This is a genomic window from Gelidibacter sp. (assembly GCF_039916245.1).
In the GTDB taxonomy this organism is placed as follows: domain Bacteria; phylum Bacteroidota; class Bacteroidia; order Flavobacteriales; family Flavobacteriaceae; genus Gelidibacter.
Genome location: NZ_JBDSLS010000190.1, coordinates 1 through 17,842, shown reverse-complemented (window position 1 = coordinate 17,842; position 17,842 = coordinate 1). Strand labels below are relative to the sequence as shown.

Annotated in this window: 16 protein-coding genes; 6 read left to right on the top strand and 10 right to left on the bottom strand. The window is 37.9% G+C overall.

Annotation, left to right across the window (positions count from 1 at the left end; translation table 11 throughout):
- Window positions 1–1,358 precede the first annotated feature (1,358 nt).
- The 4 genes from thrS to rplT all read left to right on the top strand — a co-directional run bounded on the left by thrS (window position 1,359) and on the right by rplT (window position 4,738).
- Window positions 1,359–3,305, top strand: a complete 1,947-nt coding sequence (gene thrS, locus ABIQ28_RS10315; RefSeq protein ID WP_348036947.1) for a threonine--tRNA ligase — start codon at window positions 1,359–1,361, stop codon at window positions 3,303–3,305.
- A gap of 28 nt (window positions 3,306–3,333) precedes the next feature.
- On the top strand, window positions 3,334–3,885 hold the full coding sequence (infC, locus tag ABIQ28_RS10310) for a translation initiation factor IF-3 (protein WP_348036953.1): 552 nt from the start codon (window positions 3,334–3,336) through the stop codon (window positions 3,883–3,885).
- Window positions 3,886–4,051: 166 nt separating this feature from the next.
- The gene (gene rpmI, locus ABIQ28_RS10305) at window positions 4,052–4,249 is read left to right on the top strand and encodes a 50S ribosomal protein L35 (protein ID WP_348036945.1); all 198 of its coding nucleotides are present in this window, start codon (window positions 4,052–4,054) and stop codon (window positions 4,247–4,249) included.
- A 141-nt stretch (window positions 4,250–4,390) separates the two neighbouring features.
- A complete protein-coding gene (gene rplT / locus ABIQ28_RS10300) occupies window positions 4,391–4,738 on the top strand; it encodes a 50S ribosomal protein L20 (protein ID WP_348036943.1) in 348 nt (115 codons plus the stop codon).
- 684 nt (window positions 4,739–5,422) lie between these two features.
- Here the strand turns inward: rplT and ABIQ28_RS10295 are convergent.
- Window positions 5,423–5,905, bottom strand: coding sequence for a hypothetical protein (locus ABIQ28_RS10295; RefSeq protein WP_348036941.1), 483 nt, complete (start codon window positions 5,903–5,905; stop codon window positions 5,423–5,425).
- A gap of 28 nt (window positions 5,906–5,933) precedes the next feature.
- Here ABIQ28_RS10295 and ABIQ28_RS10290 point away from each other — a divergent pair, with 28 nt between their 5' ends.
- A complete protein-coding gene (locus ABIQ28_RS10290) occupies window positions 5,934–6,185 on the top strand; it encodes a hypothetical protein (RefSeq protein ID WP_348036939.1) in 252 nt (83 codons plus the stop codon).
- Between the two features lie 87 nt (window positions 6,186–6,272).
- Here the strand turns inward: ABIQ28_RS10290 and ABIQ28_RS10285 are convergent, their stop codons facing one another.
- The 9 genes from ABIQ28_RS10285 to tgt form a co-directional block, all read right to left on the bottom strand.
- Complete coding sequence (locus ABIQ28_RS10285; protein WP_348036951.1) at window positions 6,273–7,457, bottom strand: asparagine synthetase B; 1,185 nt, start codon at window positions 7,455–7,457, stop codon at window positions 6,273–6,275.
- 186 nt (window positions 7,458–7,643) lie between these two features.
- The gene (locus ABIQ28_RS10280) at window positions 7,644–8,246 is read right to left on the bottom strand and encodes a MarR family winged helix-turn-helix transcriptional regulator (protein WP_348036937.1); all 603 of its coding nucleotides are present in this window, start codon (window positions 8,244–8,246) and stop codon (window positions 7,644–7,646) included.
- A 369-nt stretch (window positions 8,247–8,615) separates the two neighbouring features.
- Window positions 8,616–8,849 (bottom strand): thioredoxin family protein, encoded by a 234-nt coding sequence (locus ABIQ28_RS10275; protein ID WP_348036935.1) that lies wholly within the window; start codon window positions 8,847–8,849, stop codon window positions 8,616–8,618.
- A gap of 109 nt (window positions 8,850–8,958) precedes the next feature.
- Entirely contained in the window at window positions 8,959–9,987 is a 1,029-nt protein-coding gene (locus ABIQ28_RS10270; protein ID WP_348036933.1) for an AI-2E family transporter, read from the bottom strand.
- A gap of 326 nt (window positions 9,988–10,313) precedes the next feature.
- Window positions 10,314–11,861, bottom strand: coding sequence for a replicative DNA helicase (dnaB, locus tag ABIQ28_RS10265; protein ID WP_348036931.1), 1,548 nt, complete (start codon window positions 11,859–11,861; stop codon window positions 10,314–10,316).
- Between the two features lie 170 nt (window positions 11,862–12,031).
- Window positions 12,032–12,982, bottom strand: coding sequence for an acetyl-CoA carboxylase carboxyltransferase subunit alpha (locus tag ABIQ28_RS10260; RefSeq protein WP_348036929.1), 951 nt, complete (start codon window positions 12,980–12,982; stop codon window positions 12,032–12,034).
- 138 nt (window positions 12,983–13,120) lie between these two features.
- Complete coding sequence (locus ABIQ28_RS10255; protein ID WP_348036927.1) at window positions 13,121–14,035, bottom strand: DMT family transporter; 915 nt, start codon at window positions 14,033–14,035, stop codon at window positions 13,121–13,123.
- Entirely contained in the window at window positions 14,022–15,098 is a 1,077-nt protein-coding gene (locus ABIQ28_RS10250; protein WP_348036925.1) for an LptF/LptG family permease, read from the bottom strand. The genes ABIQ28_RS10255 and ABIQ28_RS10250 overlap by 14 nt, the downstream gene beginning before the upstream one ends.
- Window positions 15,099–15,365: 267 nt before the next feature.
- A complete protein-coding gene (gene tgt, locus ABIQ28_RS10245) occupies window positions 15,366–16,496 on the bottom strand; it encodes a tRNA guanosine(34) transglycosylase Tgt (RefSeq protein ID WP_348036949.1) in 1,131 nt (376 codons plus the stop codon).
- Window positions 16,497–16,837: 341 nt separating this feature from the next.
- Here tgt and ABIQ28_RS10240 point away from each other — a divergent pair, with 341 nt between their 5' ends.
- The gene (locus tag ABIQ28_RS10240; protein WP_348036923.1) at window positions 16,838–17,683 is read left to right on the top strand and encodes a transketolase; all 846 of its coding nucleotides are present in this window, start codon (window positions 16,838–16,840) and stop codon (window positions 17,681–17,683) included.
- The last annotated feature ends 159 nt before the right edge of the window (window positions 17,684–17,842 follow it).

Here is a 17,842-nt window from a genome sequence, read left to right as displayed (position 1 = left end):
CGGTGAAAAAGGATTCGGTGGGTGGGCATTTTGGAGAACCGAACGCCATAATGAAATTGACTGTTCCTTATATTATATGGAAATTGGAGCCCTATCCCTATTATATATAGGAGTTGATACCTGTATGAACTGAACGACTGGAACGCGGATGGCGCTGATTGGGTATGATTGAATATGATTTCTTTCAGAACTGATGGAGAGCAATGGCTACTCTTTCTTGTATCATGATTGGACTTTAGTAAATGGAGGATTTTCCTCTTTAAATACAATCGCTCTCATTTTATAAATGCTGACTAAGCCGCGTTAGCGATGGAGCCCGTTGCTTGAACTCTTTGGGAACGCCAGGGAGCGGACCCAAAAGTGAGGGGCGAGAGCGCGGTGGTTACCCTTTTCGGGGAACCAAACGCCCAAACCAAAAAAACACTCCTTATTATATATAAGTGAACACCTATCTGAACTGAAGGAATGGAACACTGACCTGCCCGTCCATTCAGGCGGGCGACGCTGATTGCTTATGTTCATCCATGATTTCTTTCAGAACTGATGTACACCAATACCTGTTCATACTTGAGACAGGATAAACTTTAGTATAAAGAGAATCTTCCTCTTTGAATACAATTGCTTCAATTTTATAAATGCTGACTAAGCTACGTTAGCGATGGAGCCCGTTGCTTGAACTCTTTGGGTACGCTGGAGAGCGGTCCCAAAAGTGAGGGGCGAGAGCGCGGTGGTTGCCCCTTTCGGGAAACCAAACGCCCAAACCAAACAAATACTCCTTATTATATATAAGTGGAAAACTACATGAACTGAAGGAATGGAACGCGGACCTGCCCGTACGTTCAGGCGGGTGACGCTGAATGGAACACTGATGACGCTGATTGTTTATGATAATCTATGATTTCTTTCAGAACTGATGCACACCAATACCTGTTCATACTTGAGACAGGATAAACTTTAGTACAAAGAGAATCTTCCTCTTTGAATACAATCGCTCTCATTTTATAAATGCTGACTAAGCCGCGTTAGCGATGGAGCCCTTGCTTGAACTCTTTGGGGCGCCGAAAAGCGAACCCAAAAGTGAGGGGCGAGAGCGCGGTGGTTACCCTTTTCGGGGAACCAAACGCCCAAATGAAATAAACACTCCTTAATATCATATAAAAGCTATACCTTATATAAGCGTATATTATACATACAATTCCTTTATCACTCATATTATAGAAATCCGTTTTGAATAATTGCCAATTGAAACCCCCACTACGCTGCTCGAAGTTTATTGACTGTAATATTTATAACTATATATATATTGTATGAAAGCATTTAACCTCTTATCTTTGTGCTCCTAAATATTAAGAGATAATATGATTGATATCACGCTACCCGACGGAACTGTCAGACCATTTGAGAATAATGTAACACCAATGGATGTTGCTAAGAGTATAAGTGAAGGCTTCGCCCGAAATGTCATTTCCGCGAGTTTTAATGGAACGACGGTAGAAACTCACACCCCATTAACATCGGATGGTGCGCTCATATTATATACCTGGAATGACAAAGAAGGCAAAAAAGCATTCTGGCATTCATCAGCACACGTTTTGGCGCAAGCGCTTGAGGAGTTATATCCAGGAGTGAAACTTTCTATTGGCCCTGCCATTGAGAATGGGTTTTATTATGATATCGATTTGGGCGATCAATCGCTTTCTGATAAGGATTTCAAGACGATTGAAGATAAAATGCTCGAAATCACCAGAGGCAAACATGAGTTTAGTATGCGTTCGGCATCTAAAGCAGATGCCTTATCCTTATATAAGTCTCAAAACAACGAGTATAAAGTTGAGTTGATTGAGAATCTTGAAGATGGTACGATCACATTTTGTGACCATGACACCTTTACGGATTTATGCAGAGGCGGACATATTCCAAATACGTCCATTATTAAGGCCGTTAAAATAATGTCGGTTGCTGGTGCGTATTGGAGAGGTGATGAGAAGAACAAACAATTAACTCGGGTTTACGGAATTTCATTTCCGAAGCAAAAGGACCTCACAGAATACCTTCATTTACTTGAAGAAGCAAAAAAACGCGATCATAGAAAACTGGGCAGGGAATTAGAACTGTTCACGTTTTCATCAAAAGTAGGGCAAGGTTTACCTTTATGGTTGCCAAAAGGTGCTGCTTTACGTGAACGTCTTGAGGATTTTTTAAAGAAAGCCCAAAAGAAAGCCGGTTATGAAATGGTGGTTACCCCTCATATTGGACAGAAAGAACTTTATGTGACTTCTGGCCATTATGCGAAATACGGCGCAGATAGTTTTCAGCCGATCCATACGCCTGTTGAAGGTGAAGAGTTTTTGTTGAAACCGATGAACTGTCCACACCATTGTGAAATTTATAATGCAAAACCATTCTCCTATAAAGAACTTCCTAAACGTTATGCGGAATTTGGAACGGTATATCGTTACGAGCAAAGTGGGGAACTTCACGGCCTAACTCGTGTACGAGGTTTTACGCAAGATGACGCCCATATTTTTTGTATGCCAGATCAATTGGACGAAGAGTTTAAAAATGTTATCGACTTGGTGCTTTATGTATTTGGGTCATTAGGATTTGAAAACTTTACGGCACAGGTCTCTTTAAGAGATCCGAACACTCCTGAGAAATACATTGGTAGTGATGAAAACTGGGAAAAAGCTGAAGCCGCGATCCTTAATGCGGCCATAGATAAAGGTTTGGATTATGTGGTAGAAACTGGCGAAGCTGCTTTCTATGGTCCTAAATTGGATTTCATGGTCAAGGATGCTTTAGGAAGAAGTTGGCAATTGGGAACGATTCAGGTTGATTATAATTTACCGGAACGTTTTGACCTGACCTATAAAGGTAGCGATAATGAGTTGCACAGACCGGTTATGATTCACCGTGCGCCGTTTGGAAGTATGGAACGTTTTATAGCTATTTTGCTAGAACATACCGGTGGTAATTTCCCACTTTGGTTGATGCCAACTCAGGCAATCGTATTATCAATTAGTGAGAAATATGAAAAATACGCCGAAAAAGTTTTAAATTTGCTAGAAAATGACGAAATTCGCGCCCTCGCAGATAATCGAAACGAGACTATTGGTAAGAAAATCCGTGAGGCGGAAATGGCCAAAATCCCTTATATGATTATCATTGGCGAGCAAGAGGAGAAAGAAAACAAGATTACTGTGCGTCAACACGGAGGTGAAGATTTAGGCATGATAAGCGTAGAAGACTTCAAAAAAATCATTGACACAGAAGTAAATAAGACTTTAAAAACCTTCAAACAATAAAATTAAGTTTAACTAAAATATATAAGCCATAGCAATTCGTAGAAACAGAGGTAGCTTCAAAAGAACTGAAAAGGAGGAGCTTCATAAGATTAACAGAAGCATTAGAGCCGAGAACGTAAGACTTGTCGGAGATAATGTTGAACCTGGTATATACACCACCAAACAAGCTTTAGCATTTGCTGAAGAGCAGGAAGTAGATTTGGTTGAGATATCACCAAAAGCCGATCCGCCCGTATGTAAGGTAATGGATTACAAGAAGTTTCTCTATGAACAAAAGAAGCGCGATAAGGTATTAAAGTCTAAAGCGACTAAAGTTGTTGTTAAAGAAATCCGTTTTGGTCCTCAAACAGATGAGCATGATTACGAATTCAAAAAGAAACACGCAGAAAAGTTTCTTAAGGAAGGTGCAAAATTAAAAGCGTTTGTATTTTTTAAAGGACGTTCTATTGTTTTTAAAGAGCAAGGACAAATTTTACTATTAAAATTAGCCCAAGATCTTGAAGAATATGGTAAGGTTGAACAAATGCCAAGATTAGAAGGAAAGCGAATGACCATGTTCATTGCACCTAAAAAGAAATAGCTTCGACAAGCTCAGCTACCATTTGAAAAGCTCTGTTACATTTGACAGGCTTTGCTATGAAGTAAGCTTTGCTGCCGAACTATTAAGAATAAAAAAAATAACACCTCTGCTAAGACTAAGGTGTACAAAGATAATAAGCGAAAAGTAAATTTAAATTTAGGAGAAAATGCCGAAAATGAAAACAGTATCTAGTGCTAAGAAACGTTTTAAAGTAACGGGCACTGGGAAGATTAAAAGAAAACACGCTTTTAAGAGTCATATCTTAACGAAAAAATCTAAAAAGCGTAAGAAAGCCTTGACTCAATGGACATTAGTTCACGAGGCCGACATGAATAATGTTAAAATTATGTTGCGTTTAAAGTAACATCAGTTTTAACTGGTTAAAATAATTTATAAACCCTGGAGTTAGGCCTCAAAGATTTCCGATTAACGATTGTTGATTTTAGATTTTTGAACTCAAGTGTCGAAAACAAAATGACCGCCTACTACAAAAAACAATTAAGAAATGCCAAGATCAGTAAATTCAGTAGCAAAAAGAGCCAGAAGAAAAAAGGTTCTTAAACAAGCAAAAGGCTTCTTTGGAAGACGTAAAAACGTTTGGACAGTAGCTAAAAACGCGGTTGACAAAGCGATGTTATATTCGTACAGAGACCGTAGAGTAAAAAAGAGAAATTTCCGTTCATTATGGATTACGCGTATTAACGCAGCAGCCAGAATTCATGGAATGTCTTATTCAAAATTCATGGGAGGAATCAAAGCTAACAACATCGAATTGAACCGTAAAGTTCTTGCAGATTTAGCGATGAACCATCCTGATGCTTTTGAAGCCATTGCCAAAAAAATTAAAAAATAGGCGTTTCGCCAAAATAACAAACACATTTTTCGCTTATAAAAATCCGGTTCTTAATTGAATCGGATTTTTTTTTATAAACTCAACCATTTTAAATGGCATTTAGATTGGTCTAAGGAATGCGCTATGCTCCTACTCTAATAGTGTGGTGACAATACAACATCTATGAATTCTATCTTATTGGATTTCAAAATCGCCACAAACAATCTATCTTTTATGAATGGCGAAAATCTTAAGATCTTCTGTTTTACCTTTCAATAAGTCATCGCCAAAAGAAATTACCTAATAATTGAAGGTCAAGTTAAGTTGTTTTAATAGATCGTCTGAGATGAGCAGGGACTCCTTTGTATTCATTTCATTTTTTCTTGAATGCACGATTTGGAATTGAACACATCGCCGTGATAGGCCAATTCCTTTTTTACGGCACCAACTTCAGCAATGATGCTTTTACCACAATGTAAACCTGACTTAAATCGGGTTGCATGCCATGCTTTTTTTGATAGTATTTGGAGTGCCTCTTTAGTTTTCGTTCGAAATCAAAAAACAAATGATTCAATTCAAGTGCCGGACTCCTCATTTTGGACTCCAACTTAGCACAGCTTCAAAGCCAACATATTGGTATATTTCAGCATCGTATCTATCAATAATCTTGTTGAGATAGAAGAAACAGTGTTGAATGAGCTCACTTTATTTTAAATTTCCTAACTGTTCCACAAGCATTGTGGAAGATTTCAGATCCAGAAACATAAAGATTTTATCCACTTCTCGCGGATTCTTATAACGACCGATAAGCATTTTAAAGATAATGCCCTTCCCAAATTTGTCATTGGCCAGTCTTATAAATGAAAATAATAAGGAGCAAATGGTAAAATACGCGGTTACCATCCAAAATATTTTATTGGAAAGCGACCACCCGCGTTGATTTGGGAAGTCAATATTGAAATAATCTTCAGCTAGAGAAGCCATAATGCTCAAACAAAAGATCAGAAATACGAAATAAATTACGGACTTGGTCAGAAGAATGAGTCCTAAATTTAAAGATTTGGACCTAAATCTATCAAAAACATATTCAACAATCGTATAGACAACCGCCACCATAATTCCCAAAAGAACTCCGAACAGAAGATATTCAGAAACAGGAAGTATATGATTTGACTCTATTGCATACACCTGTTCCTGCTCTCTGCCCAAATAACGTATGAGAATAAAAAAACAAAATGCAAATGACCAGTATCTTGACTTTTTGAACACACAACTAAAGTATATTAAGCCAGATAGTGTGTTGTGGTTTGCGTATCCAAAAGAAACTTCAAAAGTAAAAACAGATATTAACCTTGACACCATTCGTGTGACAGGAGAACGGTTTAATATGACAACGGGAACAGCCATTTCCATAGACAACACGTTGAGCGCACTGCGTTTTAGACCTATTGACCGCGTCGGAAAATGAAGAAAGGAAAAATAAAATTATTGTTGTTTGAAGGAGCTATTATCTAAAAAAAACCAAAATGAAAGCTAAAAAAAGCTCTCCTTCACACTAAGTCTTCTGTTTTTTCTTTTTGGCTGCAGGAAATAAGACGTTATTCAAAATTAAACGATAGCCTGGCGATGTCGGATGTAGTTCCAATTCCGTTGGTGGATCGCCAACTTTATGTGTATAATCTTCGGGGTCATGTCCGCCATAAAAGGTAAAAAAGCCTTTGCCTTTAATGCCATGGATATATTTTGCTTCGCCATTGGTTTTATTCTCTCCCATAATGAGCACGTTGGATTTGATTTCATCTCTCGTAAAAGAAGTCGTCTGTCCCATAAACCCTTTCACTAAAGCGGTGTGGTTTTGGCAAAGCATGGACGGAATCGGATCCCATTTGGCAGAGAAATCCATTAATGTAAAATAATCCGTGAGCATTGAAATTTGACGCTTACCAGTCATGTCAATAGAAGAAAATTCATATACATTTGGATTTCTTTCCAAAATGAAGTCCTTAAATGCAAAGGTTTTTGAATAATCTATTCTGCTCTGATAATTGGGATCACTGGCGTCACCATCAAACATCGGCTCACAAATATCAACACCTTCCGCCGCCAAGGCAATGTCAAAACTATCCGTTGCGCTGCACATGGCAAACATAAATCCGCCGCCAACGACATAATCTCTTATTTTTAAAGCCACCGCCAATTTTTCTTCAGATACTTTTGCATATCCTAATTTTGCTGCCAAAGCTTCCGCTTGCTTTTTTTCTTCAATATACCAGGCCGCCGATTTGTAGGTTTTATAAAACTTACCATATTGACCGGTAAAATCCTCATGATGCAGATGCAACCAATCATAAAGTACCAACGCATCATTTAACACTTCTTCATCATAAATGCTTTCATATGGAATTTCAGCATACGTCAATACCATGGTCACGGCATCATCCCAAGGACGTTTTCCCTTTGGAGAGTACACCGCAATTTTTGGTGCCTTTTCTAGCACTACAGATTCCATGTTTTGCGACGGACTGGCGATAAGCTCTAAAATCTCTTCCGTTTTTGCGTCAGAAATAACCTCAAAGGAAACCCCTCTAATTTGACACTCGCGTTGAATTTCAGGCGCATCAGGCAACAAAAAAGAACCACCTCTATAATTAAGCAACCAATTGACTTTTAATTGTTTTTCAAGCGTCCAATAGGTTATACCATAGGCTTTCAAATGATTTTTTTGCCCTTCTGCATCCATAGGAATGAGGATATAACTAGCAAAACTATTTACAGAAGTGAATAAGAAAAAAAATATAGCTATTGCTCTTTTCAAAATTAAAGGTTTTTAGAGCCTGAAAAAGAAAGTCAGGAGATGGAAAGATACTTAAAATTGTTACTGTGGTAAATTGTTTTAACGGAATAATAAGAACTGTATTTTAATAATTTAGGAGGATTTACTCTCAAATTCGGGACAATCAAGTTGAATATCGTTGTTCTGCAAAGGCTTATTTAATAAATTACAGTGATGATTATCATCATTGACTTCATGGAATTTACATGCAAAACATATTCTTTGAACAGTCAGTAAGCCGGATTTATGGAGTCCATAAATTAATTCGGTCAAGGTCGCATACAAATTATCCAATCCATCAAGATTAACTAATCGCTTTTTTATAGGATCTGCAAAACTCTGTATTTTTGAAACCATAGTTTTACCTTTATCAGAAAGATGAATCGTATAACTCCTATTGTCAACACCCGAAAAATCTTTTATAATAAGCTCTTTTTTGTCCAGTGCTTTAACTGCATCACTAATGGTGGGCTTTGTAACATTAAACTCGTTGGCCAAATGGCTAACGTTGCAAAAATCAGGTTTGTGATTAGCAATAAATATGAGAAGTTGAATTTGGGTGGGACTCAATCCTGTGGCTTTCGCATGCTCCCAAAGTAATACTTTGAACAATTCAGATACGCGCTCAAGCCCAATTACAATTTTACTCGCCACAATCATTTGTTGATGTCCAGTGTTGAAAATGCTTTTTTCCATTTAATAAGATGTTATTTGTGCAAATCAAAGTTAGGTCGCCTAATCATAAAAGTCAAAATAATGTTAGAATTATAGATATTGACGTCTAGAATTTTGGTCATGATTTAAGTAACATTGACCACATCCAGAGAAGGCGATAGTAATTAGTTCAGCCCTAAGTTTACCCAAAAAATCCCGATTCTAAATTTTAATTGCAAAAACCAAAACTAGTATTTCTACAATAATTCTGTTGACAATAGTTTACTTAATAATCATAAGGTTTTCACCACGATACTATCCACAGTCGCCACAATTAGTAATATCATCCGCTATTTTTTAAAATGTTAGGATTTCATATTTTGGATGAAATCCTAACATAATTCTTGAAACTTATCCTTTGACATCTGCCATTGAAGCTCCAAAATTGATGTGTAGCACATGACCGTTTGGTGTTAATAATGCCGGCACGGACTTCACTCCTGCTTTTTCTGCTTGAGGAATTTTTGATTTATCCTCTCCCAAATTGACGACTTCAACATTAGAAGCGCCGATCAAATTAAGGATGTCCTGTTCCGCACTAAGGCAGACCGAACATCCAGCATGATAAAAAACTGATTTCGCCATAAACTTTTAGTTTAAAATTATAATGCACTATTACATCTCTAAATATAGTAAGGATTCCTAACTATTTGTGCTGAAAATATTAATTTAACATGAAAAAAACAGTTGATTATCAGTTTTGAAGGCCTTTGCCAGATAGTAAACTTGCGATTACTTTAGTGTTAGGGAATTGTTCCAAGATAATCTTAAGGAATACCGTGATTGGAATAGACATGATCATTCCTGGAATTCCCCAAATATAACCCCAAAACATCAACATCACCAAAACGGCAATAATATTGATCGAGAAGGATTTCCCCATAAAAATCGGCTCCAAAATGGCACCAAAAATAACCTGAGCCATGGTTATGGCAAGTATAAAGAAGAGCAAGGTACTAGTTGGATCCAACTCTACAAAGGCAAAAATGGACAAACTAATGACTGAAATAAACGACCCAATCATTTGCACAAAGTTGATTAAAAACACAAAAAGTCCCCAGAAAATCGGAAAGCTCACATCAAAATAGACGCAGGCCAACCCCGTGAAAAGACCTGTACCCAAACTCACTAAAAATTTAACCTTGATGAATTTTATCAGATCATTTTCAATTTTAAAAAAAGTTTTGACGGCGGTATGTTTTCGTTTTAAAATGGTGGCGTTCATTAACTTCTGAACGTTTATGGATTCTGCCAACCAAAGCACGGTAAAGAAAGCTGTGGTTAGGGCCATGCTGAAGAAATTCCCAATAATACTGACGACTGATCCAATATTCTTAGTTTCGGTTACTTGTGCCAATAAAGTGCCATTCTTACCTAACTCGACACCTAAAAAGGATTCCATACTATCTTTTAAGTTTCGAATCTTTTCTTCGGCTTCCGTAAAAAACACACTGTCAGAAGACATAATTTGCTTGCTGGACAGATGGATCAATTCCGCAGTAATACCCAATCCCAATAAAATTAAAAGAATGACGATAAAAATACTAATGTATTTTGGCACGCCCTTCTTCCTCAACCAACGCATCAAGGGTAAAAACAAGAGGGCGATAAACATGGAAAATGCCAATGGAACAAAAATGAACGACAAGATTTTAAGTAAATAAAATACAAGTGGCACAACGATAACCAATAACAATAAATTTGTTGTACGTAATTTATCCATGAGATCGCTTTTTTTTAAACCTTGCGAAGGTAAGTCAAAAAAAGCCGTTTTCAAATCCATAATTTGAGATTAAGAGATGCGTTATTACCATACGAGTTACCAAAGGTAATACCATCAAACTTCTTGCTCTTAATGTTTAAAGAGTCTCTAAAAATAGGCTACAATCCTCGGTATAAATGGGACAAGATAGATTCAAAAAAAAACCGCTATCAACGAAGCAAACTCCATGAAACAAAATGAGCCCGATACCAGATCGAGCTCATTATAATTTGTATAAACTTTTAGACTCCTCAAAAAAAGGTGCCAACTGTAATTAAATTGGAGTATTAAAACGGTACATCATTATCGTCCTCATCATACATTGGTGGCGGATCAAACGCATCAGATGGCGATGGGAAACTACCAGATTGAAATGGATTTTCATTGGCTGGCGCATTCATTTTAGAATGGAATTCACCAAATGGCGTATCAAAATCATCTAGGTTATCAAACTTACCGAGATTTCCAATAAACTTCAATCGAATGTTTTCCAAGCCACCGTTTCTGTGCTTAGCGATGATAAATTCGGCCTGACCTTCAGTAGGCGAGCGTTCCTCATCATCCCATTCGTCAATTTTATAGTATTCTGGTCTGTAAATAAACGATACAATATCCGCATCTTGCTCAATAGCTCCAGATTCACGTAAGTCAGATAACAACGGTCTTTTACTTCCTCCACGTGTTTCCACCGCACGTGATAATTGCGAAAGTGCAATGACCGGAATGCTCAACTCCTTTGCCAAGGCTTTAAGGTTACGCGAAATGGTTGAAATTTCCTGCTCCCTGTTCCCACCTTTCTGGCTTCCGCCAGCAGTCATCAATTGCAAATAATCAATAATGATCATTCTGATGCCATATTGTGATGCCAAACGTCGTGCTTTTGCACGTAAGTCAAAAATAGAAAGCGACGGGGTATCATCAATAAACAAAGGTGCTTTCTCCAAAGCTTTCACTTTCACGTTCAATTGTTCCCATTCGTGTTTTTCAAGTTTACCAGTACGCAGTTTTTCTGATGACAATCCTGTTTCACTAGAGATTAAACGTGTAATCAACTGTACCGAAGCCATCTCCAAGGAGAAGAATGCCACGGGAATATTATGACCTACGGCTATATTTCGGGCCATAGACAAGGTCAAAGCCGTTTTACCCATACCAGGACGAGCCGCTACAATGATCAAGTCACTTTCTTGCCATCCTGAGGTCAATTTATCCAACTTATCAAAGCCTGAAGGCACCCCACTCATCCCTTCCTTATTGGATATTTCTTCAATTTTCTTTTTAGCTTGAATCACTAAACTTTGCGCAGTTTCCGTCGATTTCTTGATATTACCTTGGGTTACTTCGTAAAGTTTTGCTTCAGCTTGGTCCAGCAAATCAAAAACATCCTTCGTTTCATCATACGCATCTTCAATAATTTCGTTGGAAATCTTGATCAAACTACGTTGAATGAATTTTTGAAGGATAATACGTGCATGAAACTCAATATGTGCCGAAGAAGACACCCGTTGGGTCAAGGAAATCAGGTAGAAATCGCCCCCAACCAATTCCAATTTCCCGTCTTTCTTTAATTGACTGGAAACGGTTAATAAATCGATAGGCTCACTGTTTTCAAACAATTTGAAAATAGCCTCAAAAATGTGTTTATTGGCATCTTTATAAAAAGCATCTGGACTCAAAATATCGATGACTTCATCCACACCTTTCTTGTCAATCATCATCGCCCCAAGCACAACCTCTTCTAAATCAATAGCTTGAGGCGGTATTTTACCTTTCTCTAAGCTAATGAGAGTGCTTTTGTCCACTTTATATCCTTGTATTTGATTGGGTTGTTTCATGAATGCGAAAATAAATAAATTGTAAAGAATGTAGCACATTTAAAGGGCTTCAATCTTAACAGGTCATCAACAATCTAACTGTTAATAACTCAAAAGTATTGTTAATAAGGCCAAAAAAAACTGAAGTCAACAACTCCAGTTTTCATTTTAGTTAATGTATGTGGGCATTGTTATTTATAGACCCCCATATTAGCATATTTTTCCATGCGGGCTTTTACCAATTCTTTTGGTGATAAGTTTTTAAGTTCATCAAAAGATTTTTCTATCGCTTTTTTAACCGCCAAAAAGGCTTCTTCACGATTGGTATGTGCACCACCCAATGGTTCTTTGATAATATCGTCGACCAATTTCATTTTTTTCATATCGGGAGCCGTAAGTTTTAAAGCTTCGGCTGCTTGCTCTTTATATTCCCAGCTACGCCATAAAATAGACGAACAAGATTCTGGAGAAATAACAGAATACCAAGTGTTTTCCATCATCAATACGCGATCTCCAACGCCAATTCCTAAAGCACCACCAGAGGCACCCTCACCGATAATCACACAAATGATTGGCACTTTCAAACGGGTCATTTCCAAAATATTTCTGGCAATGGCTTCTCCTTGTCCGCGCTCTTCAGCTTCCAGTCCTGGATAAGCTCCAGGCGTGTCGATTAAGGTCACGACAGGAATTTTAAACTTTTCAGCCGATTTCATCAAGCGCAATGCTTTACGGTAACCTTCAGGATTTGACATCCCAAAATTACGGAACTGTCTCGTTTTGGTATTGTATCCCTTTTGTTGTCCGATGAACATATAAGTTTGATTGCCGATTTTTCCCAAACCGCCAATCATAGCTTTGTCATCCTTTACATTTCGATCCCCGTGCAATTCCAAAAAGGTATCGCCGCACAAGGCTCTAATATGATCCATCGTATAGGGTCTGTTGGGATGACGCGATAACTGTACACGTTGCCACGCGGTTAGATTTTTATATATCTCTGTCTTTGTAGCGATGAGTTTCTTCTCAATTTGTTCACAGGTTTGAGTTACATCCACGTCACTTTCCTTACCAATAATTTGGCATTTTGACAACTGTTCCTCTAGTTCTTTTATGGGAAGCTCAAATTCTAAATACTCCATAGAAATTTAAGATTTAATTATTTGTTAGCCTACAAACCTACGTAAATTTTTCCGATCTGATAAAATCTAAAACGGGAAAATCAGGTATTATATTGACCTTGGTGCAAAGTTAAGGATAATCAAAGAAACTCCTATTACTTAATCGATTTTGTGTAGATTTCGTTTTCTCGCTTTATAAGATTTTACATTCTTAAAGATGCCATCTAATAGCACAGATGACAACACCAAAATGGCTCCATAATAGAACTGAGACCCCATAGTTTCAGTTGCCGGAAATAGAATTAACGCCAAAGTTATTCCATAAACGGGTTCTAAATTGTAAGAAAGAACTACGGTATAAGCACTGATATACTTCATTACTTTAACACCACCGATAAACGCATAGGCCGTGCAGATAGAGGCCAAAAGAAAAAGATAAATCCAGTCGGAAGGCGACAGCGCAAAGAATTCGGCGTCAAATCCACCTTTAAAAACCAGTATAAAAATGGTCAAGAATACTACCCCACTTACAAACTCATAAAATGAAATGACCGTGGCGGAGTGTTTTTGTATAAATGTCCCATTGATGACTGCAAACAAACTTGATAATAATGCCGAAATGACACCTAGTATAATGCCATTTATGTATTTTAATTCACCTCGGGTAATTAGAAAAACCCCAAAAATGACGACCAGACCAAACAGAATTTCATACCAGATGATGCGCCGTTTATAAAAGATAGGTTCAATAAAAGACGCGAAAAATGCACCTGTTGAAAACATGGCGAGTGTGATGGAAATATTGGATTGTTTGATGGCTTCAAAAAAGGTAATCCAATGTAAAGCTATGATGACGCCGGCTGCAAAAAATTTGAGCATGGTCCGCTTTTCAATTTTAATCTTGAGCTTTCTGAACTTGATGTAACCAAACATGAGCATTCCTGCTATGGTCATTCTATACCAAACTAAAGGAATGGATCCAATGGTAATTAATTCTCCTAGAATAGCCGTAAAACCCGCAATAAACACCAATAAATGAAGATGCAGGTAGTTTTTTAACTTAGCGTTTTGCATTGTAGAGAAGATAAATAGCCAAAACACCAAACACCACATTGGGAAGCCAAGCGGCAAGAAGTGGCGAGAAATCGGATTGTTCGGCCAATACCCCGAAAACTTTGTCAAAAAACACATAAACCATAGCGGTTGTAATCCCAAATGCCAAGTTGACACCCATTCCGCCGCGTCGCTTAATGGAAGATACGGACACCGCTATTATGGTCAGAATAAAAACGGCCACCGGCAAACTCCACTTTTTGTATTTTACGATTTCATAGCGTCCAATATTTGAAGAGCCTCGAGCCTTCTCCTTGTTTATAAAATCCACCAATTCAGAATATGGCTTTGTTTCTGCGATATAATTCACAGGCGTCAAATCTTCCAAATCAAAAGAAAACAAGGTATCCAGCCGTCGTCGGTTGTCAATAATATCTCCGTTATCTGTAATGGTCCTTTTGAAATAATTAAAGAGCTTATAAGTACTATCTTTTTCAGAATAGACAATGGAGTTCGCGAAAATCTTGTATTTCAATTCGTTGTTTTCAACATGCTCCAAAGTGAAGTTATAACCTGTTTTTTGGCCGGGATCGAAACTGCTCACAAAAATAAAGTCGGTATCATTAATCTGCCGGAAAATATTTTGTCCGGTCTGTTTACTCGCGGCACTTTTTAAATACTTGTAAGAAAACTCATTAAATCCCTGACTTGCAATAGGTGCCAAATAGAATCCCAAGATCATCGCAAATATGGAAATAATGGTCGCCCCAATTATATAAGGTCGAAGAAAACGTGAAAATGAGACGCCAGAACTTAAAAAAGCGACGATTTCTGTATTATTGGCCAGCTTGGATGTAAAAAAGATAACGGACAAGAACAGGAAAATAGGAAATAGCAAATTCGCAAAATAGATCGTGAAATTGAGATAGTACAATGCCACTTCCCAAAAAGGCACTTTATTTTCTAAAATCTTTCCAATTTTCTCGGCGAGGTTGACCGTGATTCCAATAGGAATAAACAGTAGCAACATCATCAAAAATGTGAGGAGATAACGTTTTAATATGTACCAATCGAGGATTTTCAAAGTTGGAAAACTATTGTTTATTTATTATTTTTATTTCTTATTCTCGCTCAAATATGAGACTTTCAGCTTATAACTTCGCTCTTTCCCGCCTTCGCTAAATGTACGAAAGGGAAAAAGTTTTGAGGTTTGTTGTTAGATTCAAATTAGAAGTTTCAATTTCATTTTCGATTTCGATTTCAACTTCCCTCCTTCGCTAAAAGCTGCGGACGGGCAAGCAATTTCAATTTCAATTTCAATTTCAATTTCACTTTCAATTTCAGCTTCTCGCTACAACCGCTTATCCATCTGTTTCACCATCATATCTTTCCAAGTTCCAAAAGTTCCGGCTAAGATATGTTTTCTGGCTTCTCTAACCAACCACATATAAAATCCGAGGTTGTGAATGGTTGCAATCTGCATGGCCAAACGCTCATTGACACTGAACAAATGACGTAAATAGGCTTTCGAATATTCGGTATCCACATAGGTCATGGCCATCTCGTCCAAAGGCGAAAAATCCGCTTCCCACTTTTTGTTTTTGATATTCATGGAGCCGTGTGCTGTAAATAACATCCCATTTCGGGCATTACGCGTTGGCATGACACAATCAAACATATCAATACCCAAAGCAATATTTTCCAGGATATTGATTGGCGTTCCCACACCCATCAAGTATCGTGGTTTATCTTCGGGCAATACGCTACACACCACTTCAGTCATGGCGTACATTTCCTCAGCAGGCTCGCCAACTGACAATCCGCCAATAGCATTTCCTACCGCACCAGCATTGGCGATATACTCAGCCGATTGTAAGCGCAGATCTTTATAGGTACTTCCTTGAACAATGGGAAAAAAACTTTGTTCGTAATTATAGTGAAACGGTGTTTTATCCAAATGTTTAATACAGCGATCCAACCAACGGTGAGTCATGTGCATGGAGCGCTTGGCGTAATTATAGTCACAAGGATATGGGGTACATTCGTCAAAAGCCATTATAATATCAGCACCAATGACGCGCTGGATTTCCATGACATTTTCTGGGGTGAAAGTGTGATAACTGCCGTCAATATGCGATTTAAACTTAACGCCTTCCTCTTTAATCTTGCGATTAGCAGATAATGAATAGACCTGAAAACCACCTGAATCCGTCAGGATAGGACGATCCCAATTCATGAATTTATGCAAACCTCCAACCTGTTCCAAAATTTTTGTCTGCGGACGTAAATAGAGATGATAGGTATTCCCTAAGATCACATCGGCATTGATATCATTTTTAAGTTCTCGTTGGTGTACTCCTTTAACGGAAGCTACCGTACCTACCGGCATAAAAATAGGTGTTTCAATAACGCCGTGATCCGTGGTAAGCACTCCTGCCCTCGCCTTAGTTTGAGGGTCTTTTCCTTTTAATTCAAATTTCATATGTAGCAAACCTACATCTTTTTTTAATTCAAACTGAAAATAATCAGATTGAACGCAGATGCGATGGTATTTTAAAAATTGTAATAAGTGGGCAAAGATAAACATTGCTGCAAATAACATAAAGGGCTCTTAAGAAAACTTTTAAAATTCTATTTTGGCCAAATTAACACCATCTCAAGGACGGATTTTGAGGTTAAGCTCAAGTGCGTTTAAAATTACCCGAACCATTGCCTATGTAATTGTTAGCAAACAACAGTATTGGTTAATAAGTGCGCCAACATCGTTTTGATTTCGGGGTTTAAAACTTTACTTTTGCACCGTAAAAAACAAACTTTTATAAAATGTCAAACACACAACAATTAGAAGATTTAACAACTCAGGTACGTAGAGATATTCTCCGTATGGTACACAAGGTCAATTCTGGGCATCCAGGAGGCTCATTAGGTTGCGCAGAATTTATGGTTGCGCTTTACAATGAGATCATGGACAGAAAGGATACTTTTGAAATGGATGGCATAGGTGAAGACCTATTCTTTCTTTCCAACGGTCATATTTCACCAGTATTTTACAGCGTCTTGGCAAGAGCAGGCTATTTTCCTGTAGAAGAACTGAATACCTTCAGGTTACTAAACTCCCGTTTACAAGGTCACCCAACTACACATGAAGGTTTACCTGGTATCCGTGTAGCTTCAGGATCATTAGGTCAAGGTATGTCTGTTGCCATTGGCGCAGCACAAGCTAAAAAACTAAATAATGATCCGCATTTAATCTATAGTTTACATGGTGATGGCGAATTGCAAGAAGGCCAAAACTGGGAAGCGATTATGTATGCTTCTGCTAAAAAAATTGACAATCTTATTTCGACCATCGACCTTAACGGACAGCAGATTGACGGATCTACGGATACTGTATTGCCAATGGGAAGTATCAAAGATAAATTTGAAGCTTTTGGATGGACCGTTGTGGAAATCGAAGAAGGCAATAATATCGAGGCTATTCTTAAAGGTATGGCAGATGCTAAATCAAAAACAGGTCAAGGAAAACCAGTTTGTGTGCTTTTGAAAACAGTAATGGGCCATGGTGTTGATTTTATGATGCATACGCACGCATGGCATGGAAAAGCGCCTAATGATGCGCAGTTAGCTATTGGATTGGAACAGAATCCTGTAACTTTGGGAGACTATTAAAAAAGTCGGCAGTCACAGTCAGCACCCGATAGCTATCGGGACTGAAGGACTTTTAAAAGATATATTAATTAAACAGATACCCACCTTCGTGGGCATTACAATGAAAACATACACAAATACAGGAAATAAAGATACTCGTTCAGGTTTTGGAGCGGGATT

Coding starts and splice junctions, on each gene's coding strand:
- thrS (WP_348036947.1), top strand. CDS start 1,359: ATGATTGATATCACGCTACCCGACGGAACTGTCAGACCATTTGAGAAT.
- rpmI (WP_348036945.1), top strand. CDS start 4,052: ATGCCGAAAATGAAAACAGTATCTAGTGCTAAGAAACGTTTTAAAGTA.
- rplT (WP_348036943.1), top strand. CDS start 4,391: ATGCCAAGATCAGTAAATTCAGTAGCAAAAAGAGCCAGAAGAAAAAAG.
- ABIQ28_RS10290 (WP_348036939.1), top strand. CDS start 5,934: ATGAGAATAAAAAAACAAAATGCAAATGACCAGTATCTTGACTTTTTG.
- ABIQ28_RS10285 (WP_348036951.1), bottom strand. CDS start 7,457: ATGGATGCAGAAGGGCAAAAAAATCATTTGAAAGCCTATGGTATAACC.
- ABIQ28_RS10280 (WP_348036937.1), bottom strand. CDS start 8,246: ATGGAAAAAAGCATTTTCAACACTGGACATCAACAAATGATTGTGGCG.
- ABIQ28_RS10275 (WP_348036935.1), bottom strand. CDS start 8,849: ATGGCGAAATCAGTTTTTTATCATGCTGGATGTTCGGTCTGCCTTAGT.
- ABIQ28_RS10270 (WP_348036933.1), bottom strand. CDS start 9,987: ATGGATAAATTACGTACAACAAATTTATTGTTATTGGTTATCGTTGTG.
- dnaB (WP_348036931.1), bottom strand. CDS start 11,861: ATGAAACAACCCAATCAAATACAAGGATATAAAGTGGACAAAAGCACT.
- ABIQ28_RS10260 (WP_348036929.1), bottom strand. CDS start 12,982: ATGGAGTATTTAGAATTTGAGCTTCCCATAAAAGAACTAGAGGAACAG.
- ABIQ28_RS10255 (WP_348036927.1), bottom strand. CDS start 14,035: ATGCAAAACGCTAAGTTAAAAAACTACCTGCATCTTCATTTATTGGTG.
- tgt (WP_348036949.1), bottom strand. CDS start 16,496: ATGAAATTTGAATTAAAAGGAAAAGACCCTCAAACTAAGGCGAGGGCA.
- ABIQ28_RS10240 (WP_348036923.1), top strand. CDS start 16,838: ATGTCAAACACACAACAATTAGAAGATTTAACAACTCAGGTACGTAGA.